The sequence below is a fragment of the Achromobacter sp. genome (genome assembly GCF_049647645.1).
GTDB lineage: Bacteria > Pseudomonadota > Gammaproteobacteria > Burkholderiales > Burkholderiaceae_B > Achromobacter.
In genome coordinates, this window is the sequence record NZ_JBARYB010000249.1 from 19408 (window position 1) to 41759 (window position 22352).

Consider the following 22352-nt stretch of genomic DNA (forward strand, 5'->3'; position numbering starts at 1 on the left):
TGAAACCCATGCCATGGATACGCTCGGAGGCTGACTGCTACATCGCCAACTGCTGGCTCAACATTTGCACATCGTGCTCCGAAAACTTTCCCGCGTGAAACCGCAGCTTCGAATAGGCCTGGAGTCGTTCCACAATAGCGCGCAGCAGCTCCTGACGCGCTTGATAGAGTCGATGCTCAGCAGTCAAAACGTCGGCATTAATTCGTTCACCACCGTTTACGCTGCGGTCCAACGCAACGACCAGGGATCTGCCGTCCTCTACACTCTCGCGCAAAATGTGTATGCGTTGAGTACTGGACAGGCACAGCAAGTAGTACTTTCGAACCAGATTGGCGGCGTTATTAGTCATATCCTGCAACTCGTGACTCGCCTGAACGCGCTGGCTATAGGCCTGACGTGTCGCGTAGTAACTTGAACCGCCATTGAAGATCGGGATGAAAACCTGCAGGCCTATGGTATTGGTCCTGTAGTCTCGGCCCCGATTGTTGACACTGTCCGAATCGATGCGTTCGTGCGCAGCATAAAGTGAGACACGAGGCATGAATCGCCCTTTCTCGCGCTCGATGGCCAAGTCGTTATAACGTTCTGTGAGTCGCGCCGCTTGCACTTCCGGGTTCTGTTGCAACGCAGAATCCCGCAATGCCGATTGATCCTCCATATCCTGCAGCAACGGCTGCCTGGAATTCAAGTCGATCGCGGTCAGTTGGGCCGTCAGCACCCGCTCACCCACGAGCGTCGATAAGTCGCCCAGCCGATCCGCGAGATCGTTCTCATGCGCCACCATCTGCGCGCGCAGGGCGCTCAACTGCGCCCGAGTTTCCAGAATCTCAATCCGGCTACCCTCGCCTTGCGCATTCTTCCGTTCGTTGTCATGCAACATGTCTTCATGGTGTCTTCGTTGCTGGAAACCAGCACGCGATCATAGATTTGCAGCATGTAAATGGTCGGTGCCAGCATGGCTATCGCGATCACGCCAGAAAAAATTCCTGCATTAACGAACGCGCGCCGATACGACAATAGAGCGTGCGCCAGCCCGCCCCCCTCCCCCTTGTGCGGCTTGAGCTGTCTCATGCTCATAGCATCGTTTTCCTGTGCAACCTTCTCGCCAAAAAAAGAAGAACCAAAAAAATCTCGCCGAAGCGGAGCTCAGCAGACCACAGCCTTTAATTTGCAGATTAGAACCGGACCGGATTATGTCCCAATCACATAGCTATGCCGAATCGAAGGGGAAAAAGAAGAAAATGTGGAAAAAGCAGGAGGCGACGATTTGGAAGACGAGGCCTTGGGCTTGACTGCGTCCTTGATTTCCCCTCCCAACGCCTTGGCCAGAAACTCCACACGAGCAATTGCAGCTTGCATGGGAGTTCCCTGCCCGCCGCTTGGAAGCTTCAAACCCAAGCTTGCCAGTTTTTGAACTGCGTCAATGGACATCGACGTAACGCCGGTTACGTATACGGTGGCCAGAACCTCCCCATTCACGACAATATTCTTGAAAGCTCTTTCAGGCGAATTGTCGGCAACAAGCTCCCCCCTTTTAAATTTCTCTAGCGTTTCCTGGAATTCCGCCTCCCGCTCTCGAGCTTCTTTCAGTATTGCCCGATCCGATTCAGGAATCGGCAAATTCCACAGTCCTTCAGTAGAAATAGGGTCACCGGCGTAACGCTGACCGTTAAAGAGAACTTCCATAGCACCTCCTTACATTGATATCAACCACTAGAAATCTCAAGCCATCGCCAAGTCAGACGCAGAGAATTCACCATGTGAAAAATCGTCGGACATGAACATTACGGATAGAGATAAAGTATTCCCTCTGCCATCCTCAAGATATTCGATATTGGTATTTTGACTCTTCAAAAAGAAATCCTGAATAATTACTCCATGCTGCAAAGCTCCTTTCACCACTCCCGCTGAAGAATATATCAAGAGATTATCGCTGCCCGCCATCTTCTGCAGATGAATATCGGACAAAATCGCGCCATTGAATCTGAGCGTATCGACGCCCCCTCCGGACCCAGGCATTTCCGCAGCGGTACGCCCATCGTTGATGGTGTCCATACCTGTATTCGCCGTGTAGATGTACAGGTCATTTCCATAGCCGCCGTATAGCCTGTCGTTTCCCTCACCACCGTACAAACTATCGTTTCCGCCTACGCCGTCAAATGTGTTGTCGCCAACTAGAAGATCATTCCCATCTCCGCCATACAGCGTATCGTTGCCATAACCACCAATGAGTACATCATCGCCTCCAAATCCGTACAGCGTATCGTCACCTTCCTCGCCATCGAGAATGTCGTAGCCGCCGCTCCCATAAATGGTTTCATTCCGCCAACCTCCTTCCCTATTGAAAACTCCGGAAGCTGACGATACGTCGTCATGATGCCCGCCACTTGAAATTCTCATGATTTTCTCCAGTTGAACAGAACCATAAAACGCCGAAATTGAGGAGTTGGCGCGCGAAAAAAATAACATCGACCTCACATTCAGGAGAAGACAGTTTTTTATGCACTTCACTAATTTTTTTATATGGCAGAAAATTCACCGGAGTGCGAATCCACAGCCGCTGGTGGCTTCAGCATGATTTCGCGTCACCGATGACAGGACCCAGAGCGTCGCCTGCTGCAATTCCTGCTGGCAGACGAACGGTCGCTTTGAAATCTCCCGCCCACGAAAAAACCCTCCGTTTTACGGGAGGGTTCATCATCAATCCAGCTCTCGCAGGCGAGGCCGTCGATCGTCAGCAGCAGCCGATCCGTTTCTTCCCGCCATAGCGCGCATCCTGGCGCTCTCGGAAAAAGGCTTCGTAAGTCATCGGCTCCTGGTCAGGGTGCGTGCGCCGCATGTGCGCCACATACGTTTCGTAATCCGGTACGCCGACCATCAGCCGGAGCGTCTGCCCCAGGTAGCGGCCGGCGGCTCCGGCCGCGGAACTCATGTTGGTGAACAGCATGCGTCGTCTCCCTGTTGCGCTCAGTCCGCGCCGGCGGCCGCCGGCAGCGTTTCGTACGGCATTTCGCGCGAGGTGGGCTTGTTTTCGTTGCGCGCGCGCTGCACCGAACGCAGGCCGAACACCACGATGCTCACCACCACGAAGATGAAGATCGCGCACAGGCCGGCGTTGATGTAGTCGTTGAGGACCACGCGCGACATTTCGCCCAGGGACTTGGCCGGAGCCAGGACCTTGCCTTCGGCGATGGCCGCGTTGTACTTGTCGGCGTGCGCCAGGAAGCTGACGCGCGGGTCGGCGTGGAACAGCTTCTGCCAGCCGGCGGTCAGCGTGCATGCCAGCAGCCACAACGTCGGCAGCACCGTCACCCAGGCGTAGCGGTCGCGCTTCATCTTGAACAGCACCACGGTGCCCAGGGTCAGCGCGATCGCGGCCAGCATCTGGTTGGCGATGCCGAACAGCGGCCACAGCGTGTTGATGCCGCCCAGCGGATCGACCACGCCCTGGTACAGGAAGTAGCCCCAGGCCGCCACGCACAGGCCGGTGGCGATCAGGTTGGCGGGCAGCGAATCGGTGCGCTTGAGCGACGGGGCGAAGGTGCCCAGCAGGTCCTGCAGCATGAAGCGGCCAGCGCGGGTGCCGGCGTCGACAGCCGTCAGAATGAAGAGCGCTTCGAACAGGATGGCGAAGTGGTACCAGAACGCCATCATGCCCGGGCCGCCGATGGCCTGGTGCAGGATGTGCGCCATGCCCACGGCCAGCGTGGGCGCGCCGCCCGCGCGGGAGATGATGGTGCTTTCGCCCACGTCCTTGGCGGTCTGGATCAGGTCGGCGGGCGTCACCACGAAGCCCCAGCTGGACACCACCTGGGCGACCTGGTCGGGGGTGGTGCCGATCACGGCCGCCGGACTGTTCATGGCGTAGTAGATGCCCGGCTCGATCACGCAAGCCGCCACCAGCGCCATGATGGCCACGAAGGATTCCATCAGCATGCCGCCGTAACCAATGTAGCGGGCCTGGGTTTCGTTCTCGATCAGCTTGGGCGTGGTGCCCGAGGAGATCAGGGCGTGGAAGCCCGACACGGCGCCGCAGGCGATGGTGATGAAGAGGAACGGGAACAGGTTGCCCGACCACACCGGGCCGGAACCGTCGACAAACTGGGTCAGCGCCGGCATTTTCAGCTCGGGCGCGACCACGACGATGCCGATGGCCAGGCCGACGATGGTGCCGATCTTGAGGAAGGTCGACAGGTAGTCGCGCGGGGCCAGCAGCAGCCACACCGGCAGCACCGAGGCGATGAAACCGTAGATGATCAGGATCCAGGTCAGGCCCTTGCCGTCGAAGTCGAACATGGGGCCGATCACCGGGTGCGCGGCCACGTCCTGGCCGAAGGTGATGGCGGCCATCAGGCCGACGAAGCCGATGATGGACACTTCGCCGATCTTGCCCGGACGGATGTAGCGCAGGTACACGCCCATGAACAACGCGATGGGTATGGTCGCGGCCACCGTGAAGGTGCCCCAGGGCGAGTGCGTCAGCGCCTTGACCACGATCAGCGCCAGCACGGCCAGGATGATGACCATGATCATGAAGGCGCCGAACAGCGCGATCACGCCCGGGATCTTGCCCAGCTCGGACTTGACCAGGTCACCCAGCGAACGGCCGTCGCGGCGGGTCGAGATGAAGAGGATGGTGAAGTCCTGCACGGCGCCGGCGAACACCACGCCGGCCAGGATCCACAGCATGCCCGGCAGATAGCCCATCTGCGCGGCCAGCACCGGACCCACCAGCGGACCGGCGCCGGCAATGGCGGCGAAGTGGTGGCCGAACAGCACGTGCTTGTTGGTAGGCACGTAGTCCAGGCCGTCGTTGTGCTTCCATGCCGGCGTCATGCGCGTCGGATCCAGCTGGAAGACGTTCTTGGCGATGAAGCGGCTGTAGTAACGGTATGCGATCAAATACACGCATACGGCGGCGATCACCACCCATAGCGCATTGATGGTCTCCCCTCTGGCCAGCGCCACGGTGCCCAGCGCGAACGCGCCCAGTACCGCAACCGCCAGCCAGACCAGGTGCTGACCCAGTCCCTTACTGCTGGTTTGCATAAGTGCTCCTCTTGCCTCCCGCCATGCTTTTGGCGTGAAACGCTTTTATCGTCCCGCGGAAGGCAGACTCGTTGTTGTGGGGTGGTGGACGCGCGCGTCCACGCAGCGCCGTGTCGACGCGGACGCTAGTATTTCGTTTTGACCATGCAGCAACAAGCGCGAAACTACGCAAGTCCGCTACGTGTTACTACGCAATGCGCCGCAGCATGATTTGGCGGAAACCGTAAAATCCATGCTGAAATTTCCCGACCCTGATTGCGGAACGTAAAATGCTGCACCGCAATAAACGCATTCGCGCTGATACAAATCCTTCATGAAGCTGCGCCTCAAAATCCTGCTGCTTGCCGCGGTGCCCCTGCTGGTGGCCGTCGCCGCCATCACGGTGGCCGTCTACGTGCAGGGCCTGCAGTTGGCGCAACGCGAAAAGCAAGTCGTGGAAAGCGCCTGGCTGGCCAGCAAGGAAGGCGAGCTGCGCCATTACGTCAACCTGGCCTACAGCGCCATCGCGCCGCTGCAGGCGGCGGCCGACGACGACGCCACCCGGCAGCGCGCGCTCGACCTGCTGGCGCAGATGGAATTCGGCCACGACGGCTACTTTTTCGTCTATGACCTGCAGGGCAAGAACCTGATGCACCCGCGCCAGCCGGAACTGGTCGGCCAGGAGCTCTGGGAGCTGCGCGATACCAAGGGCCAGCCCGTCATCCAAAACCTGCTGACGGCCGCCCGGCGCGGCGGCCAGGATGGCGAAGCGGTGCATTACCTGTGGGAAAAGCCGTCCACCCTCCAGACCGAGGAAAAGCTGGGCTACGTGGTGGTGCTGGAGCGCTGGGGCTGGATGCTGGGCACCGGCATCTACCTGGACGATGTGCAGCAGGCGCTGGAACGCATCGACGCCGCCGCGCAGGCCAATATCCGCAGCATGTTTGCCTGGGTGGCCGGCATCGCCGCCGTTTCCATCCTCGGCGTGGCCGCCTGCGGCCTGGCCCTGAACATCAGCGACCACCGCCAGTCCGACGCCAAGCTGCGGCTGATGGCGCGGCAGCTGGTCCGTTCCCAGGAAGACGAGCGCGCGCGCCTGTCGCGCGAGCTTCACGACGGCATCAGCCAGGTGCTGGTGTCCATCAAGCTGTCCTTGGAAGCGGCGCGGGAACGGCTGCGGCAGACGCTGCCGGCGGAGCCGCGCGCACTGGCCCACATCGATACCCCGCTGGGCGGCGCGCTGGACCGGCTGAATACCGCAGTGGGCGAGGTCCGGCGCATTTCGCACAACCTGCGGCCCACGCTGCTGGACGACCTGGGCCTGCCGGCCGCGCTGGAACACCTGGGCCGGGAGTTCGCCATTCCCAGCGAGGACGGCGCCCCGCCGCTGGCCGTGCGCCTGCATACCGCCGGGCAGCCGGTGAAGCTGCCCGAGACCTACGCCACGGCCCTGTTCCGCGTCACCCAGGAAGCCCTGACCAACGTCATCCGCCACGCCGGTGCCACCCGCGCCGACATGACGCTGGCCTATTCTTCGCGCGACCTGCGCCTGACCATTGCCGATGACGGCCGCGGTTTCGACTACGCCGAGGTGCAGCAGGATCCGCGCCGCGGCATCGGCCTGCGCAATATGCGCGAACGCATGAATGCGCTGGCCGGCACGCTGACGTTCCATTCCACTACCCACGGCACGGTCCTGCAAGCCTGGCTGCCGCTGCCCGCCGCCCCCGTTCCCGCGAGCCCCGAAGCATGACTGACGCCATCCGACTGCTGTTGATCGACGACCATCCCCTGGTGCGGGACGGGCTGCGCCTGCGCCTGGAAACCGTGCCGCAGCTGCGGGTGGTGGGCGAAGCCGGCAATGCCGCCGCCGCCCAGGCCTTCCTGGCCGCCTGCCTGGCCGAGGATCCGCAGGGCGGCACCTTGCCGCACCTGGCGCTGATGGACCTCAACATGCCCGGCGTCGGCGGACTGGAACTGACCGCCCTGCTGCATGAACGCTACCCCCAGATCGCCGTGCTGGTGCTGTCCATGCACGACAACCCCGAATACATGGTGCAGGCCGTCAAGGCCGGTGCGCGCGGCTATCTGCTGAAGGACGAGCCGGCGCAGGAGATCGTCACCGCCATCGACGCCGTCATGGCGGGCCGCAACTATTTCAGCGCCGCGGTGGCGGTGCGCCTGTCGCAGGCCACGGCGCCGGCCACGATGCTGACGCAGCGCGAACGCGACGTGCTGCGCCACATCGCCAGCGGTGAAGCCAACAAGCAGATCGCGCAGGCGCTGGGGTTGTCGGTGCGCACGGTGGAGACCCATCGCCTGAACATCAAGCGCAAGCTGGGCATAGATGGGCAGGCGGAATTGATCAAGTATGCAGTGGAAAACAGAGGGGTCTGAACCGGGTCCGGTCCCGGTCTGACCCTTTTCCCGCGCTGCGGTAGACTTGCGTCACCAAGCTACACAGTAAAGCGCCGCAACCAGCGCCGCCCCCAGGAGTCCCCGATGTCATTGGAAAAGCACTACACCGCCATTCTCGAACAACTAGGGGAAGATCCGTCCCGCGAAGGGCTGGCCGACACGCCCGCCCGCGCGGCCAAGGCCATGCGCCACCTGTGCCGCGGCTACGGACAGAACCTGGACGAAATCGTCAACGGCGCGCTGTTCACCTCCGACACGCGCGAGATCGTGCTGGTCAAGAACATCGAGCTGTATTCGCTCTGTGAGCACCACATGCTGCCGTTCATCGGCAAGGCGCACGTGGCCTACCTGCCCAACGGCAAGGTGCTGGGCCTGTCCAAGGTCGCGCGCATCGTCGAGATGTACGCGCGCCGCCTGCAGATCCAGGAAAACCTCAGCCGCCAGGTGGCAGAGGCGGTGCAGTCCGTGACCGGCGCCGCCGGCGTGGCCGTGGTCATCGAAGCCCAGCACATGTGCATGATGATGCGCGGCGTGGAAAAGCAGAATTCGTCCATGGTGACCTCCGTCATGCTGGGCGAATTCCACGACAACCCCTCGACCCGGGCCGAGTTCCTCAGCCTCATCCGCTAGCAGGATCCCCCCTCCCCCTTTTGGCGCATGTCGCGGGCCCGCCCCGCCGCGCCGGCCGCGCCAGTCCTGGCGTTGCCGGCGAGGCGGGCGGGCCTGGATCTTTTTGGCTCCTACTGATTAGGGCATCTGGACCTAGCGTTCTGGCCCCATCCGGGCAAACTGGCTTCAGTGTCCTGTCCCGCAGATGCGTCCGCATGACGAAATTCATCCATAGTCGTCAGGGCTAGGCGCAAACCGCAGCGATACCCGTAGGTATCGCGAGGATTTGCAACGACGCACGGGCGGCTATGGGTGGATTTCGTGCGGGCGTATCTGCGGGACAGGACACCAGCATGCCGGTCGCGCCGGAGCGCGGCCGTTCCCTCCCGGAGATCTCCATGAACGCGATATTCCGCCTCATCCGCCGCTGCACCCTGGCCGGCCTGGCCGCCGCGCTGCTGGCCGCTCCCGCCTATGCCCAGACCAAGCTGGTGGTGGGCTACCAACTGATCGTGGGGCCGTTCCTGTCGGCGATCGCCGACGGCAGTTTCGACAAAGCCCTGAAGGATGCCGGCTACCAGGTGGACTGGCGCCAGTTCACCTCCGGCGGCGATATTTCCACCGCCCTGGCCTCCGGCAACGTGCCGGTCGGCGTGCTGGGATCCACCGGCATCACCGCCGCCGCCACCCGCGGCGTGGACATGGAGCTGTTCTGGATCCTGGACAACATCGGCAAGTCCGAAGCGCTGGTGGCGCGCAACGGCTCCGGCATCAACAGCACCGCCGACCTGAAGGGTAAGCGCGTCGCCACGCCCTTCGTGTCCACGTCCCACTTCCACCTGTTGGTGGGCCTGGAGCAGGTCTGGAAGATCAATCCGCGCGACGTGCGCATCCTGAACATGCAGCCGCCGCAGATCGTGGCCGCCTGGCAGCGCGGCGACATCGACGCCGCCTACGTCTGGCCGCCCGCCCTGACCGAAATCGCCAAGTCCGGCAAGATCATCGCCGACTCGGAACAGATCGGCGCAGCCAGCGTGCCGACCTTCGACGGCATCGTGGTCGACCGCGCCTGGGCCGCCAAGAATCCCAAGTTCATGGCCGCCTTCACCAGCGTGCTGGCCAAGTCCTACGCCGACTACCGCGCCAACAGCGCCAAATGGACCGCCGATTCGCCGCAGGTCAAGAGCATCGTCAAGCTGATCGGCGGCAAGCCCGAGGACATGGTCGAGGCGCTCAAGCTGCTGGTCTTCCCGACCGTGCAGGAACAGGCCTCCAATGTCTGGCTGGGCGGCGGCAAGGATTCGGGCGCCGCGCGCGCCTTCGCCGCCAGCGCCACCTTCCTGAAGGACCAGAAGCAGATCGACAAGGCCCTGGCCGACTACAGCCCGCACGTCACGGACAAGTACGCCAAGGCGGCAGAGAAGTAAGCGGCGCGCCCGGCAAGGCGGGCCGTCCGGCGCCGCCTGCCTCGCGCCCCGCAGGGCTGCGCGCAGCCCGTCGCACCAAGGGGACCCGGCATGACCATGCAGTCCACGTCCGCCACGCAAAGCCTGTGCGCGGAGAAAGTCAGCGTCACCTACCCCGGCCTGCACGACAGCGGTCCGGTCATCGCGCTGCAGAACGTCAACCTGACCATCCAGCCAGGCGAGTTCGTGGTGGCCCTGGGCGCTTCGGGCTGCGGCAAGACCACCCTGCTCAGCCTGCTGGCCGGATTTCTGTCGCCCACAGAAGGCGAGATCACGCTGGGCGGCAGGCCCATCCTGGGGCCAGGCGCCGACCGCGGCGTGGTGTTCCAGAAGCATGCCCTGCTGCCCTGGCTGAACGTGCTGGAGAACACCGAGTTCGGCCTCAAGCTGCAAGGCGTGGACAAGGAAACCCGCCGCGCCCGCGCCCGCCGCAACCTGGAACTGGTGGGCCTGCAGGAGTTCCACCGCCACATGATCTACCAGCTGTCCGGCGGCATGCAGCAGCGCGTGGGCATTGCGCGCGCGCTGACCTGCAACCCCGCCATGCTGCTGATGGACGAGCCCATGGCGGCGCTGGACGCGCTGACCCGCGAGACCATCCAGGAGCTGCTGCTGGATATCTGGCGCCAGACCAACAAGATGTTCTTCTTCATCACGCACAGCGTGGAAGAAGCGCTATTTCTGGGTTCGCGGCTGATCGTCATGTCGCCCCGCCCGGGCCGCATCACGCACACCTTCACGCCGGACTTCAACCGGCGCTACCTGGAGACCCGCGATGGCCGCAGCATCAAATCCAGCCCCGACTTCATCGCCATGCGCGAACAAGTCCTTGGCATCATCTACGGCGACGAGCGAGCCTCCTCCCCCCAAGGCTTCCATGGCTAGCAGCCGCAAGGGACACAAGCCCGCGGCGCCTGGCAGGGTCTACGGCGCGCCGGGCGCGGGCTACAGCGGCCACATCAGCCTGATCACCAGCCTGGCGCTCATCGGGTTGTGGTTCCTGGTGACCAGCGCCGGCTGGGTGCGGCCATTGTTCCTGCCCTCGCCCTTGGCGGTGTACGACAAGTTCGTCTCGGCCATGACCGACGGCGTGGCCAACTCCACGCTTACCGAACATGCGCTGGCCAGCCTGTCGCGGGTGTTCGGCGCCTTCTTCCTGGCCTGCGTGACCGCCATTCCCGTCGGCATCCTGATGGGCGTGAACCGCTACGCGCGCGGCATCTTCGATCCGCCCATCGAGTTCTACCGCCCGCTGCCGCCGCTGGCCTATCTGCCGCTCATCATCATCTGGTTCGGCATCGGCGAATTCCCCAAGGTCCTGCTGATCTACCTGGCGATCTTCGCGCCCATGGCGATCGCGGCCCGCGCCGGCGTGCGCTCGGTCTCGATCGAACAGATCCACGCCGCCTACGCCATGGGCGGCACGCCCGCGCAAATCGTCTGGCACGTGATCCTGAAGGCCGCCATGCCGGAAATCTTCACGGGCATGCGCATCGGCATCGGCGTGGGCTGGACCACGCTGGTGGCCGCCGAAATGGTGGCCGCCGACCGCGGCCTGGGTTTCATGGTGCTGAACGCCGCCCAGTTCCTGGCCAGCGACACGGTCATCATGGGCATCATCGTGATCGGCGTGTTCGCCTTCGCCTTCGACCTGCTGGTCCGCTATCTGGAGAAGTTCGCCATCCCCTGGAAGGGACGGGTCTGAACGCCGCCCGGGCAATCCCTCATTCCTTCCCCCATCCGGCTCCTCTATCCTCAAGAACGACGCCTGCGCAGCGGCTACCGGCTGCGCGGCCGATACAAGGAGCCGTCATGTCCAGCCAGGCCTCGATGCTCAAGCCTGTGTTGTGGGAGCGCCTGTTCGAACGCGAAAGCGCGCCCAACCTCAGCCTGCAGGGCTGCGTGCGCCAGATGCTGGTGTCCGCCATCCTCAGCGGCCACTTGCCGCCCGGCACGCCGGTGCCGTCCAGCCGGCATCTGGCCGACCAGCTGCGCATTGCGCGCAACACCGTCGTGTTCGCCTATCAACAACTGGTCAGCGAGGGCTATCTGGTGTCGCGCGAACGCAGCGGCCACTTCGTCAGCGACACGGTCATGCGGGGCCACTCCGGCCCTGCGTCCGATGCCCCGCCCGCCGACGGCGGCGAGCCGGACGTGCGCTGGGACGAAAGGCTGCGTTTCCGCCCATCCCGCCAGCGCAACATCACCAAGCCGCGCGACTGGCAGAAGCAGCCCTATCCCTTCGTCTACGCCCAGTTCGACCAGGACCTGTTTCCCACTGCGGAATGGCGCGAGTGCTGCATCAAGGCCCTGTCGGTGCTGGACATCCGCAGCTGGGCGCCCGACCTGATCACGCACGACGATCCCGCGCTGATCGAACAGATCCGCACCCAGGTCCTGCCGCGCCGCGGCGTCTGGGCGGACGCCGAGGAAATCGTCATCACCGTGGGCGCGCAGCATGCGCTCTATCTGCTGGCCGACCTGCTGGTCAACGAAGACACCGTGGTCGGCATGGAAGACCCCGGCTACCCCGACGCCCGCAACATCTTCGCCAGCCACACGCGCAACCTGCTGCCCCTGCCGGTGGACGAACAGGGGCTGTGCAGCGGCACCCATCTGCTGGGCTGCGACTACATCTTCGTCACGCCCGGCCACCAATGCCCCACCACGGTCACGCTGTCGCCAGAGCGCCGCCAGAACCTGCTGACGCTGGCGCGCCAGGCCGACAGCCTGATCATCGAGGACGACTTCGAAAGCGAGAGCCGCTGGGGCGAAGGCGCGATTCCCGCGCTGAAGAGCCTGGACCGCGACGGCCGCGTGATCTACGTGGGCAGCCTGGCCAAGTCCTTCGCCCCGGGATTGCGCATCGGCTACATCGTGGCCCCGCGCGAGCTCACCGCCGAACTGCGCGCCCTGCGCCGCCTGATGCTGCGCCACCCCTCGGCCTACATCCAGCGCGCGTTTTCGCTGTTCATCTCGCTGGGCCACCATCACTCGCTGCTGCGCAGGCAATCCCAGGCCTACCAAGAGCGCGGCACCGAGCTGGCCCGCGCGCTGGCGCGGCACTTGCCTGATTTCAAGTCCATCCCCATTACCGGATCGTCGTTCTGCTGGCTGCAAGGGCCGCCCTGGCTCAACGCCGTCGAGCTGTCCGAGGCGGCGCTGGCCGAAGGCGTGGTGGTCGAGCCGGGCGACGTCTTCTTCATGAACGGCGCCGACGCGCCGCGCAACTTCCTGCGGGTCGGCTTCACCTCGATCCGGCCGGAACACATCGAGCCCGGCATCGCCAGACTGGCCAAGGTGGTCGAGCGCTACCGCCGTGCCGCCGCCAGCGGCAAAACGGCCCCTGAGGGCCCCGACCTGCACACGCTAGAGCATTTCGTCTCGTAGGTAGTACCAGCGGTACAGCAGGCCCTGGCCCAGCCTGCGGAACGGCGCGAACATATGCCCAGGCAAGGGCGAATCGTAGATCGGCAAGTCCCAGGCCACGCCGTCCTTGCCCATCATGCGCTGCGCCAGGCGCTTGCCCGCGTGGGCCGAGAACGCCACGCCGTTGCCGCCGTAGCCAAAGGCGTAATAGACCGGCTGCGCCGGATCGGGCTGCGTCACCCGCGGCATCATGTCGTGGCTCACGTCCACCCAGCCCCACCAGGAATAGTCCACGTCCACGCCCGCCAGCGTGGGAAACTTGCGCGCCAGTCCTTCGCGCAGCAGCGCCAGATGGCGCGGATGCTGGGCATCGGCGCCGCGCAAGGCGCTGCGGCTGCCTATCTGCATGCGGCCGTCAGGCAGCAGGCGGTAATAGAAGCGCAAGGTCCGCGTGTCGGTGATGAACACCGTGCTTTTCAGGCCTGCGGCGTCGCGCTCCGCCGGCGTCAACACCCGCGTCACCAGCGAGTTCGACAGCACCGGCATGATGCGGTTGTCCAGCAGGCGGTTGACGCCTTGCGCGGTGTAGCCTCCGGTCGCGAACGCCACCCGCCGGGCGCGCACATATCCGCCCGGCGTCTGCAGCCGCACGCCGCCGTTCTCGGCGCGCCAGCCCAGCACGGGGCTGCCCGGATGGATGCGCACGCCCAGCGCCCGCGCCTGCCGCATGTAGCCATAGGCGAGCTTCAAGGGATGCACGCCGACGCCGTCGGGTTCGTGCATCGCGCCCACCGCCTCGCGGTCGTACACGTAGCGTTCGCGCAATTCCTCCTTGCTCAGCATCTTGGCGTCGTAGCCGAACACTTCGCGCATCACGCGGGCTTCGTTCTCCAGGAAGGCCATCTTCTTCTGGCGATGTGCCGTGTAAAGATGGCCGCCCGGCTGCGCGTCGCAATCCACCTGGGCCACCAGGCTCTTCCAGTACTCGAAGCCTTCGCGGATTTCCGCGTCCAGGCGCTTGGCGGTCGCCAGGCCCCAGCGCTCGATCCATTGCGAGCGGTACAGGCGCCCGGATGCGTTCTGCCCCTGGCCGCCGTTGCGGCTGGTGCAGCCCCAGACCGCGCGGTTGGCTTCCAGCACCACGGCCTTCACGCCGAAATCGCGCGCCAGCGTCAGGGCCGCCGACAGGCCGGTGAAGCCCGAGCCCACGATCACCACGTCGGCGTCGATGTCGCCGTCGACGGGACCGTCGTCCTCGGGCGGCTGGCCGGCGGTCGCGACCCAGTAGGTGGGCGCGTAGTCCTGACCGCGGCCGGGCGGCGACACCAGCGGATCGTAGGCCGGGTTATAGGCGCTGATCGCCGTCCGGCCAGCAGGGGCCGGACCTACAGGTTGGAAGGACATTTGAGTATCCATGCTGCGTTCCGGTTGCTGGGTGCGGGAGGCGTCCTCAGCCGCGCGCCGGCAGGGCCGGGCGCTGCTTGCGGTAGGCGTTCTTCACGCGGATCTTGCCGTCGTGGAAGGTGAAGACATCCACCATGTCCGCCTCCACGCGGGAACCGTCAGCGGCGGTGCCCGTAAAGGTGGACTCGGATACGCCGCGGTCGCCCGCGACCCAATGCGTGCCGTTGCGCCACTGCGCATCGGGAAAATTCGCCCAGGCCGCCGCGAAGGCCGCGCGCACCGCGTCGCGCCCTTCATGGCGCGCGCCCCATCGCTCCGGGCCGGCCACGGTCTCGAACACGCAGTCCTCGCTCATGAAGGACATCAGGGCGTCGATATCGTGGCGGTTCCAGGCCGCCGCGAATTCGGCCAGCATGTCGGCGGTGACGGTCTTCTGCATTGCATACCTCCGATAGACGCCAGCGCAATGTGCGCCAGCATTCAGATCAAAGGTAAGTGAGCCCCCAGGCAGGGTCTAGAACCAGAAGCGGGAAATCGCTTGCACCAGAAGCGACATCGGGGGGCGAGCCGCGCAATGCGCGCCCCGTCCCCCGCTGCCATGCCTTGCGGTGTTCCCGGATTGCGGGCTACAGCGTCATCCCGCCATCGGCTGTCAAGCTGGCGCCCGTCATGTATCCGGATTCCGCGCTTGCAAGCCATGCCACCAGCGACGCGATTTCGTCGGCGCTGCCGGCGCGCTGCAGCGGAATCAGCGGAACGACCGCGTCCAGATGGTTGACCGTCATGTCGGTCTGGATAGGCCCGGGCTGCACGTTGTTGATCGTAATGCCGCGCGGCGCAAGGTCGAGGGCGATGCCCTTGACCATCGTCGCCACCGCCGCCTTCGTCATCGCATAAACGCTCACGGCCGGCCCGCCGATGCGCGCGGCCACGTTGCTGCCGATCGTCACAATCCGGCCGCCGCGCTCGAGGTGCTCAGCGCCCGCCTGGATCGCCAGGAACACGCCCCGCACGTTGACGGCCAGCATCTGGTCTAGGTCTGCCACGCTCACGTCGGCCACGCCACCCAGCTTCAGAATGCCCGCGTTGACCACGACGACGTCGAGCCGCCCGAAATGCTCGGCCGCCCGCGCGGCGGCCAGCCGGATCGCCTCCGCGTTCGCGCTGTCGGCATGGATGGCCAGCGCCTTCGCCCCGCTCGCCTCGATCGCGGCGGCGGTCTCGCGCGCCCGCTCGGGCGCCGAAACGTAGGTGAACGCCACGTCCGCGCCGTCGGCCGCCAGCCGCCGGGCAATGGCGGCGCCGATGCCGCGCGAACCGCCGAATACGATTGCGGCCTTGCGCAAGCCGTTGGAAATGCCTGTCATGATTCGCTCCTTGGTAGACCGATGGGTCAAATTGCAGCCGGCAAAAGGCCGGCTATCGAACCGGCGGATTCTCCCGTTTGCATCGAGTCGATCAATGACAAAAAAATTGACAGGCAATCCAATAAATTTATATTTCTCTACGCCCGTCCCTCAAACCGCCGCCGGCGCCAGCCATGCAGCGACCTCCACGGGCTTGATCGCCCCGCGCAAGCCGATCAGCACCAGCGATGGCCCGTCCAGATCCGCGGGCGGCCTGGCCTGCGTGTCGTAGCGCACACGCCGGCCCGCCAGTTGCACCAGCACCAGGCCGTGCCGGTCGGTGCGCACCCAACCCTTGGCGCGCAGCAATTGCCGCGGCGCCTCGCGCAGCCTGCTGGCGAGCCTGTCGGCGTGGAGCAGCGCGGGCGCGCGCCAAAGCCAGCTCTGGAACGGATGGTCGGGATCATCGGACGTTGCGGCGTGAACGTGTCCCGGGTGCCCGCAAGCGCCGCTGGCGCATTCATGCACGAGGCCGCGCGTCTCGCCCTCCACCTCGCCCAGCAGATGGCGCAGGTCCACGCGACCCTCGCGCGCCTCGACCATCGCGACCCCACCCGTCGCCGCGTGCAACCATAGGCGCAGCGACGGCAGCTCTTCGGCAGGCGCCAGGTCGGTCTTGTTCAGCACCAGCAGATCGGCCGCCTTGAACTGGCGTTCCAGCGTATCGGCCAGCAAGGGATCCGCCGCCAGCGCGCGCACGTGGGCGGCGTCGACCAGCACCACCACGCCCTCCAACTGCAGCATGGGATCGGACATGCCGACCTGCGCGATGCGGCCCGGATCGGACACGCCGCTGGCCTCGATCACGATCCATTCGGGCAAGGGGTCCAGCGCCAGCACCCGCGCCAGGGCGTCGTCCAAACCGCCCGCCATCGAACAGCAGACGCAGCCGTTGGCCAGCCTGATCACCTGATCGCTGCGCTGCGCGATCAGCCCGGCGTCGATGTCCACCGGGCCGAAGTCGTTGACCAGAACCGCCGCACGGCGGCGGGTCGTGGATAACACATGATTGAGCAGGGTCGTCTTGCCCGCGCCTAGGAAGCCGCCCACCACCGTCAGCGCGATGCGCGTTCCGCCCCGCGGCGCCATCTCAAGCCTCCCGCAACGCCAGCGGCCTGCCGCCGATCACCGTGCCCAGCACGCGCACGTCCTTCAGTTGCTCCGGCGGCACTTCCAGGGGGTCGTCCTGCAGCACGCAGAAATCGGCATATTTGCCGATCTCGATGGACCCCACCAGATGGTCCAGGTGCAGGGTGTAGGCCGCGCCCAGCGTCACCGCGTGCAGGGCCGCCTCCACGCCGATGCGCTCCGACTCCCCCAGCACCTTGCCCGAGGAGGTCTGCCGGTTCACCGCGCACCAGGCCGTGAACAACGGCCCCAGCGGCGTGATGGGCGCATCCGAGTGGATCGAGAACGGCACGCCGGCGCGCGCCGCCGAAGCGCAGGCGTCCATGCGGTTGGCGCGGTCCGGCCCCATGGTCAGGGCATGGTGCGCATCGCCCCAGTAGAAGATGTGGTTGGCGAAAAGATTGGCGCACATGCCCAGGCTGGCCATGCGCCGGAACTGCGCCGCGTCGGCCATCTGGCAATGCTGCAGGGTGTGCCGGTGGTCCCGCCGCGGACTGCGGCACAGGGCGCGGCCGACCGCGTCGATGGCCAGCTCGGTGGCTTCGTCGCCATTGGTATGGATATGCAGCTGCACGCCGGCGTCGTGATACGTCTGAACCATGGCGTCCAGCTCGGATGGCGCGATCACCCAGATGCCGTTGGGCGCGCCGTTGTAATAGCCCGGCCAGCGCAGCCTGGCCGTAAAGCCCTGGATCGAGCCGTCCACCACCAGCTTGACCATGCCTAGATGCAGCTTGTCGTTGTTGAGACGCCGGGCTTCCGCCAATTTGCTCAGGCAGCGTCCCGGATCGCCCGCATACGTCAGCGCGGACGCGGCTGGCACGATACGCACCGGAAAGTCCGGCTCCGCGGTGATGCGGGCCAGCGTCGCCAGGCCGTCGTCGCCCAATTCGTTGACCAGGTCCGTGGCGGTGGTGACGCCAGCCCATTGCGCCACCTTGCCGAACATGCGCAGGCCCTCTTCGGACACGCCCACGGTGCGGAACGGACTGCCGATCAGGCGCATGACGGGAAACATGGCCGCGAATTCGCAGAGTTCGCCGCTGGGGCGCCCATCGTCCATGCGGGTAATGCCTTCGATGTCGGTATCGCGGTCAATGCCGGCACGCGCCAGCATCGGGGTATTCACGTTCATCAGGTGCATGCTGGCGTGCATGACCACCACGGGCCGTTCGGCGGACACCGCGTCGAGGTCCTGCACGCGCATGCGCGCCCCGTCAAAGAAGATCGGATCGAAGCCCCAGCCGATCAGCGTTTCGCCGTCTGGCAAGGCACGCTCGGCCTCGCGCAGGCGGGCAGCCACCGCGTCAAAGCTCTTCAGACCTTCCCAAAGCCGGCCGTCGGGCCCGCGCCGGTCGTAGAAGCCCACATACACGAACTTCCACATGCCGCCTTCCGGCAGATGGCAATGCCCTTCCACCAGGCCGGGCATGAGCACCTTGTCCGCATAGCGCTCGTCAAGGTCGGCTGGCCCCCAGCCCGCCAGGTCTTCGCGGCTGCCGACGCCCAGGATGCGGCCCTCGCGCACCGCCACATGGGTGGCGCGAGGCTGCATCGGATTCATGGTCAGGATGCTGCGCGCGGCATAAATCGTGGTTCGGGCGCGGGTCTGGGTCATCGGTCTGTCCTTCTGATGGAGGGTGGGCTCATCCCTGCAACGGCGACACCAGGACGCCGTCGCGGGATTCGACAAAATGGCAGGCCACGCGGTGGCCCGGCGCGACTTCGCGCAGGGTCGGCTCGCGCGTGGCGCAGAGCGGCTGCGCGGCCGGGCAGCGCCCGGCGAAGCGGCAGCCCGGCGGCGGATCGACCGGGCTGGGCGGATCACCCGCCAGCCGCACCCGGCGGGCCGCAAGTTCGCGCCCGCCCTTCACCGTCGGCACCGCCGACATCAGGGCGACGCTGTAGGGATGCAACGGCCGCGTGAAGAAGGCATTGCGCGAGGCCTGCTCGATGATCTTGCCCAGATACATGACGGCGATGTCGTCGCAGATGTGCTCTACCACCGCCATGTCGTGCGAGATGAACAGGAAGGACTGCCCCTGCTCGCGCTGGATGCGCCGCAGCAGATTGAGGATCTGCGCGCGGATGGCGATGTCCAGGGCGGACACCGGCTCGTCGCAGACGATCAGGTCCGGCGCGCTGGCCAGCGCCCGGGCCACGTTCAGCCGCTGCCGCTGGCCGCCGGAGAACTGATGCGGAAACAGCTGCCGCTGTTCCGGGCGCAAGCCCACCAGCTCGAACATGCGGGCCACGCGCGCCTCGCGGCCGCCGGGCGGATCGATATCCATCAGGTCCAGCGGCGAGCGCACGATGTCGCCCGCGCGCTGGCGCGGATTGAGCGAGGAATAGGGATCCTGAAACACCAGCTGCACGCGGCGGCGCATGCGGCGCAGGGCCGAACCGCTCAACGCCGTCAGGTCGGTGCCGTCGAAGTGGATGGAGCCGGCAGTCGGATCCGCCAGGCGCAGCACCGACAAGGCAGTGGTGGTCTTGCCCGAACCGGACTCGCCGACGATCGCCAGGGTGCGGCCGCGCTGCAGCTCGAAGGACACGCCGTCCACGGCTTTCACGACGACGGGCTTGCCGTCGCGGCCGCGGCCGCCGATGGGGAAATGCACGGCCAAATCGCGTACCGACAGCAAGGCGGGGGATTGCGGTGATGTCATCGCGCGGCCTCCGGATACAGCCAACAGGCCACTTCATGGCCCTCGCCCACTTGGACCAGCGGCGGAAACGCGTCACGGCACCGGGCCATGGCCTGCCCGCAGCGCTCCATGAAGGGACAGCCCGCGCCGCGCTCCCAGATCGATGGCACCACGCCGGGAATCTCCGGCAGGTCCGGGCGGATGTCGTCGGGCTCGCGGTCCAGTTCCGGCAAGCACGCGATCAAGCCCTGGGTATAGGGATGGCGCGGCTGCGCCAGGATCTCGCGCACGCCGCCCTGCTCCACCACCCGCCCGCCGTACATGACCACTACGCGGTCGGCCATTTCCGACACCGCGCCCATGTCATGCGTGATCAGCAGCACCGCGGTGCCTCGCCGGGCCTGCTGCTCGCGCAGCAGGTCGAAGATCTGCGCCTGGACTGTCACGTCCAGCGCGGTGGTGGGTTCGTCGGCGATCAGCACGTCCGGATCGCAGGCCAGCGCGATCGCGATCATCACGCGCTGCCGCATGCCGCCTGACATCTGGTGCGGATAGTCGTCCACCCGCCGCTCGGGCAAGGGGATGCCGACGGATTTCAGCATCTCGATGGCGCGCTCGCGGGCCTGGCGCTTGCTCAGGCCCTGATGCAAGCGCAAGGGCTCCGCGATCTGGTCGCCGACGGTGTACACGGGATTGAGCGCCGTCATGGGTTCCTGGAAGATCATGGAGATCTTGTTGCCCCGCACCCGGCGCATGGCCTCTTCGTCGTGGCCGGCCAGGTCGTCGCCGCGCAGGCGCACGCTGCCCCCGCCGATACGCCCCGGCGCGGGAATCAGGCGCATGATGGCCAGCGCCGTCATGCTCTTGCCGCAGCCGGATTCACCCACCAGGCACAGGGTCTCGCCGGGGTTCAGGGCGAAGCTCACCGCGCTCAGCACCTCGGCCGCGCGTCCGCGCGTCTGGAATTCCAGGCTCAGGCGATCCACCTCCAGCACCGGGGCGTTCATGCCCGCCCCCGCGAGTTGGGATTGAGCGCGTCGTTCAGCCCGTCGCCGATCAGGCTGACGGCCAGCACGGTCACGAAGATGGCGGCGCCCGGCAGGGTCACCGCCCACCACGCGGTCAGGATGTAGGGCCGATTGCTGCCTATCATCAAGCCCCAGCTCATGATGTTGGGATCGCCCAGGCCCAGGAACGACAGGCCGGCCTCGAACAGGATCGCCATGCCTATCGCCAGCGTCGCCGACACGATCAGCGGCGCCAGCGCGTTGGGCAGGATCACGCGCCAGATGATACGGGCGTCGCCCGCGCCTATCACCCGTTCCGCCAGCACGTACTCGCGGCGTTTGAGCCGCAGGAATTCGCCGCGCGCCAGCCGCGCCGTACCCGTCCAGCTCACGACGCCGATCGCCACCGCGATGGTCGCGAGCGAAGGCGAGAACAGCGTCACCAGCACCATGGCGAACAGCAAGGTGGGCAGCACCTGGAAGAACTCGGTGATGCGCATCAGGGTTTCGTCGATCCAGCCGCCGTAATAGCCCGCCAGCGCCCCCACCGTCAGCCCGATGGCCATGGACAGCACCGCCGCCACCACGCCCACCAGCAGCGTGGCGCGGCCGCCGTAGACCATGCCGGTCAGCACGTCGCGGCCCAGATAGTCCGTGCCCATCAATGCGTCCGCGCCCGGCGGCGTCATCGGGGCGCCGGCGATCTCGAAGGGGTCCGCCTGCATGACCATGGGTCCGAAGATCGTCACCGCCAGAATGATGGCCAGCAACAGCACGCCGGCTAGCGCTGAGGGATTGCGCGCGAACACCCGCAAGGCCTCGTAAGACGGGCGGGCCGGCGGCCGCGCCACCTGGGCCGGCAAGGCGGCAACCGGAACGGCGGAAGGAGTCTGGCTCATGAGGTCTTGATCCTGGGATCGATCAGGCGGTAGGCCAGATCGGTAAGCTGATTCATCACGACCACCAGCAGCGAGGCAAACAGCAGGATGCCCAGCAGCGTGGGATAGTCGCGCCTGAGCACGGAATCGAACGCCAGCCGGCCCAGCCCGGGCCAGTTGAAGACCGTCTCGACCAGAATCGCGCCCGCCAGCACGTTGCCGAACTGCAGCCCCAGCATGGTCACCACCGGCAGCACGCCGTTGCGCAGCGCGTGCTTGTACAGCACCGTGCGTTCCGGCAAGCCCTTGGCACGCGCCGTGCGGATGTAATCCGCCGACAACGCCTCCATGACGCTGGCGCGCGCCAGCCGGCTGTACTGCGCCAGGTACACGAACGCCAGGGTGAAGGCCGGCAGCACCAGATGGTGCAGCACGTCCAGCACGCCGGCCCAGCCGTCTTGCGGACCGCCGGCAGAGCGCATGTCGGACACCGGGAAGATCGGCAGCACCGAGGCGAACAGGATGATCAGGATGATGCCGGTCCAGAATACCGGCGCGGAATAGCCGACCACCGACAGCAGCGTGATGCCCTGCGACAGCGGCCCGTTGGGCTTGCGCGCGGCCAGCGTGCCCAGCAGCGTGCCCGCCAGGAAGGCGCTGAGCACCGAGGTCACCACCAGCAGCAGCGTGGCCGGCACGCGGTCCCAGATCAGCTGCGCCACCGGCACGTTGAAGAAGTAGGAATAGCCCAGGTCGCCGCGCAACACCTGCATCAGGTAGATGCCCAGCTGCGTCAGGAAGGGTTTATCCAGCCCGTACTGCGTGCGCAACTGCGCCCGCAGTTCTTCGCTGATGCCGCCCATGGAGCCCGCAATGGTCTCGACCGGATCGCCCGGCGAAATGTGGATCAGCAGGAAGTTCAGCGTCACCACGGCCAGCAGCGGCACCAGCGCATAGGCCAGGCGGCGCAGAAGATAGCGCGTCATGGCAG

Annotated in this window: 22 protein-coding genes; 7 read left to right on the plus strand and 15 right to left on the minus strand. The window is 65.7% G+C overall.

The genetic code is table 11. The features are described 5' to 3' along the window. Positions 1–37: 37 nt before the first annotated feature. The 6 genes from WBB14_RS28590 to WBB14_RS28615 all read right to left on the minus strand — a co-directional run bounded on the left by WBB14_RS28590 (position 38) and on the right by WBB14_RS28615 (position 5049). On the minus strand, positions 38–805 hold the full coding sequence (locus WBB14_RS28590; RefSeq protein WP_424242743.1) for a TolC family protein: 768 nt from the start codon (positions 803–805) through the stop codon (positions 38–40). Continuing rightward, on the minus strand, positions 802–1077 hold the full coding sequence (locus tag WBB14_RS28595; RefSeq protein ID WP_424242744.1) for a hypothetical protein: 276 nt from the start codon (positions 1075–1077) through the stop codon (positions 802–804). The genes WBB14_RS28590 and WBB14_RS28595 overlap by 4 nt, the downstream gene beginning before the upstream one ends. A 114-nt stretch (positions 1078–1191) precedes the next feature. Further along, positions 1192–1686: a hypothetical protein gene (locus tag WBB14_RS28600; protein WP_424242745.1), complete on the minus strand. Its 495-nt coding sequence runs from the start codon at positions 1684–1686 to the stop codon at positions 1192–1194. Between the two features lie 36 nt (positions 1687–1722). Continuing rightward, complete coding sequence (locus WBB14_RS28605; RefSeq protein WP_424242746.1) at positions 1723–2400, minus strand: calcium-binding protein; 678 nt, start codon at positions 2398–2400, stop codon at positions 1723–1725. 334 nt (positions 2401–2734) lie between these two features. Next, complete coding sequence (locus WBB14_RS28610; RefSeq protein WP_013393534.1) at positions 2735–2947, minus strand: YbdD/YjiX family protein; 213 nt, start codon at positions 2945–2947, stop codon at positions 2735–2737. Between the two features lie 20 nt (positions 2948–2967). Continuing rightward, positions 2968–5049, minus strand: coding sequence for a carbon starvation CstA family protein (locus WBB14_RS28615; RefSeq protein WP_424242747.1), 2082 nt, complete (start codon positions 5047–5049; stop codon positions 2968–2970). Between the two features lie 313 nt (positions 5050–5362). Here WBB14_RS28615 and WBB14_RS28620 point away from each other — a divergent pair, with 313 nt between their 5' ends. From WBB14_RS28620 to WBB14_RS28650, 7 genes are all read left to right on the plus strand, one after another. Beyond that, positions 5363–6781 (plus strand): cache domain-containing protein, encoded by a 1419-nt coding sequence (locus WBB14_RS28620; protein ID WP_424242748.1) that lies wholly within the window; start codon positions 5363–5365, stop codon positions 6779–6781. Beyond that, the gene (locus tag WBB14_RS28625; RefSeq protein ID WP_424242749.1) at positions 6778–7425 is read left to right on the plus strand and encodes a response regulator; all 648 of its coding nucleotides are present in this window, start codon (positions 6778–6780) and stop codon (positions 7423–7425) included. Before WBB14_RS28620 ends, WBB14_RS28625 begins: the two co-directional genes overlap by 4 nt. Before the next feature lie 105 nt (positions 7426–7530). Beyond that, positions 7531–8076 carry a GTP cyclohydrolase I FolE gene (gene folE, locus WBB14_RS28630; protein WP_042793382.1) on the plus strand — a complete coding sequence of 182 codons (546 nt, stop codon included), beginning with the start codon at positions 7531–7533 and terminating at the stop codon, positions 8074–8076. A gap of 377 nt (positions 8077–8453) precedes the next feature. Next, entirely contained in the window at positions 8454–9482 is a 1029-nt protein-coding gene (gene tauA / locus WBB14_RS28635) for a taurine ABC transporter substrate-binding protein (RefSeq protein ID WP_424242750.1), read from the plus strand. Between the two features lie 90 nt (positions 9483–9572). Next, a complete protein-coding gene (locus tag WBB14_RS28640) occupies positions 9573–10406 on the plus strand; it encodes a taurine ABC transporter ATP-binding protein (protein WP_332013829.1) in 834 nt (277 codons plus the stop codon). Then, complete coding sequence (locus WBB14_RS28645; RefSeq protein WP_424242751.1) at positions 10399–11226, plus strand: ABC transporter permease subunit; 828 nt, start codon at positions 10399–10401, stop codon at positions 11224–11226. The genes WBB14_RS28640 and WBB14_RS28645 overlap by 8 nt, the downstream gene beginning before the upstream one ends. A 107-nt stretch (positions 11227–11333) precedes the next feature. Next, positions 11334–12911 (plus strand): PLP-dependent aminotransferase family protein, encoded by a 1578-nt coding sequence (locus tag WBB14_RS28650; protein WP_424242752.1) that lies wholly within the window; start codon positions 11334–11336, stop codon positions 12909–12911. On the opposite strand, the gene WBB14_RS28655 is transcribed toward WBB14_RS28650, so the two are convergent. The 9 genes from WBB14_RS28655 to WBB14_RS28695 form a co-directional block, all read right to left on the minus strand. Then, positions 12891–14294: an NAD(P)/FAD-dependent oxidoreductase gene (locus WBB14_RS28655; RefSeq protein WP_424242753.1), complete on the minus strand. Its 1404-nt coding sequence runs from the start codon at positions 14292–14294 to the stop codon at positions 12891–12893. The genes WBB14_RS28650 and WBB14_RS28655 overlap by 21 nt on opposite strands. Positions 14295–14340: 46 nt before the next feature. Further along, positions 14341–14733: a nuclear transport factor 2 family protein gene (locus tag WBB14_RS28660; RefSeq protein ID WP_424242754.1), complete on the minus strand. Its 393-nt coding sequence runs from the start codon at positions 14731–14733 to the stop codon at positions 14341–14343. A gap of 187 nt (positions 14734–14920) precedes the next feature. Then, positions 14921–15661, minus strand: coding sequence for an SDR family oxidoreductase (locus tag WBB14_RS28665; protein WP_424242755.1), 741 nt, complete (start codon positions 15659–15661; stop codon positions 14921–14923). Between the two features lie 150 nt (positions 15662–15811). Continuing rightward, positions 15812–16789, minus strand: a complete 978-nt coding sequence (locus WBB14_RS28670; protein WP_424242756.1) for a CobW family GTP-binding protein — start codon at positions 16787–16789, stop codon at positions 15812–15814. Between the two features lies 1 nt (position 16790). Further along, positions 16791–18446, minus strand: a complete 1656-nt coding sequence (locus WBB14_RS28675) for an amidohydrolase (protein WP_424242757.1) — start codon at positions 18444–18446, stop codon at positions 16791–16793. Between the two features lie 28 nt (positions 18447–18474). Next, complete coding sequence (locus WBB14_RS28680) at positions 18475–19497, minus strand: ABC transporter ATP-binding protein (RefSeq protein ID WP_424242758.1); 1023 nt, start codon at positions 19495–19497, stop codon at positions 18475–18477. After that, positions 19494–20483: an ABC transporter ATP-binding protein gene (locus WBB14_RS28685; protein WP_424242759.1), complete on the minus strand. Its 990-nt coding sequence runs from the start codon at positions 20481–20483 to the stop codon at positions 19494–19496. The genes WBB14_RS28680 and WBB14_RS28685 overlap by 4 nt, the downstream gene beginning before the upstream one ends. Further along, positions 20480–21382 carry an ABC transporter permease gene (locus WBB14_RS28690; RefSeq protein WP_424242760.1) on the minus strand — a complete coding sequence of 301 codons (903 nt, stop codon included), beginning with the start codon at positions 21380–21382 and terminating at the stop codon, positions 20480–20482. The genes WBB14_RS28685 and WBB14_RS28690 overlap by 4 nt, the downstream gene beginning before the upstream one ends. After that, positions 21379–22347 carry an ABC transporter permease gene (locus WBB14_RS28695; protein ID WP_424242761.1) on the minus strand — a complete coding sequence of 323 codons (969 nt, stop codon included), beginning with the start codon at positions 22345–22347 and terminating at the stop codon, positions 21379–21381. Before WBB14_RS28695 ends, WBB14_RS28690 begins: the two co-directional genes overlap by 4 nt. Positions 22348–22352 lie beyond the last annotated feature (5 nt).

Excerpts from the sequence above, each read along its gene's own strand:
- WBB14_RS28595 (WP_424242744.1), bottom strand. The coding sequence starts at position 1,077 with ATGAGCATGAGACAGCTCAAGCCGCACAAGGGGGAGGGGGGCGGGCTG.
- WBB14_RS28600 (WP_424242745.1), bottom strand. The coding sequence starts at position 1,686 with ATGGAAGTTCTCTTTAACGGTCAGCGTTACGCCGGTGACCCTATTTCT.
- WBB14_RS28605 (WP_424242746.1), bottom strand. The coding sequence starts at position 2,400 with ATGAGAATTTCAAGTGGCGGGCATCATGACGACGTATCGTCAGCTTCC.
- WBB14_RS28610 (WP_013393534.1), bottom strand. The coding sequence starts at position 2,947 with ATGCTGTTCACCAACATGAGTTCCGCGGCCGGAGCCGCCGGCCGCTAC.
- WBB14_RS28615 (WP_424242747.1), bottom strand. The coding sequence starts at position 5,049 with ATGCAAACCAGCAGTAAGGGACTGGGTCAGCACCTGGTCTGGCTGGCG.
- WBB14_RS28620 (WP_424242748.1), top strand. The coding sequence starts at position 5,363 with ATGAAGCTGCGCCTCAAAATCCTGCTGCTTGCCGCGGTGCCCCTGCTG.
- WBB14_RS28625 (WP_424242749.1), top strand. The coding sequence starts at position 6,778 with ATGACTGACGCCATCCGACTGCTGTTGATCGACGACCATCCCCTGGTG.
- folE (WP_042793382.1), top strand. The coding sequence starts at position 7,531 with ATGTCATTGGAAAAGCACTACACCGCCATTCTCGAACAACTAGGGGAA.
- tauA (WP_424242750.1), top strand. The coding sequence starts at position 8,454 with ATGAACGCGATATTCCGCCTCATCCGCCGCTGCACCCTGGCCGGCCTG.
- WBB14_RS28640 (WP_332013829.1), top strand. The coding sequence starts at position 9,573 with ATGACCATGCAGTCCACGTCCGCCACGCAAAGCCTGTGCGCGGAGAAA.
- WBB14_RS28645 (WP_424242751.1), top strand. The coding sequence starts at position 10,399 with ATGGCTAGCAGCCGCAAGGGACACAAGCCCGCGGCGCCTGGCAGGGTC.
- WBB14_RS28650 (WP_424242752.1), top strand. The coding sequence starts at position 11,334 with ATGTCCAGCCAGGCCTCGATGCTCAAGCCTGTGTTGTGGGAGCGCCTG.
- WBB14_RS28655 (WP_424242753.1), bottom strand. The coding sequence starts at position 14,294 with ATGTCCTTCCAACCTGTAGGTCCGGCCCCTGCTGGCCGGACGGCGATC.
- WBB14_RS28660 (WP_424242754.1), bottom strand. The coding sequence starts at position 14,733 with ATGCAGAAGACCGTCACCGCCGACATGCTGGCCGAATTCGCGGCGGCC.
- WBB14_RS28665 (WP_424242755.1), bottom strand. The coding sequence starts at position 15,661 with ATGACAGGCATTTCCAACGGCTTGCGCAAGGCCGCAATCGTATTCGGC.
- WBB14_RS28670 (WP_424242756.1), bottom strand. The coding sequence starts at position 16,789 with ATGGCGCCGCGGGGCGGAACGCGCATCGCGCTGACGGTGGTGGGCGGC.
- WBB14_RS28675 (WP_424242757.1), bottom strand. The coding sequence starts at position 18,446 with ATGACCCAGACCCGCGCCCGAACCACGATTTATGCCGCGCGCAGCATC.
- WBB14_RS28680 (WP_424242758.1), bottom strand. The coding sequence starts at position 19,497 with ATGACATCACCGCAATCCCCCGCCTTGCTGTCGGTACGCGATTTGGCC.
- WBB14_RS28685 (WP_424242759.1), bottom strand. The coding sequence starts at position 20,483 with ATGAACGCCCCGGTGCTGGAGGTGGATCGCCTGAGCCTGGAATTCCAG.
- WBB14_RS28690 (WP_424242760.1), bottom strand. The coding sequence starts at position 21,382 with ATGAGCCAGACTCCTTCCGCCGTTCCGGTTGCCGCCTTGCCGGCCCAG.
- WBB14_RS28695 (WP_424242761.1), bottom strand. The coding sequence starts at position 22,347 with ATGACGCGCTATCTTCTGCGCCGCCTGGCCTATGCGCTGGTGCCGCTG.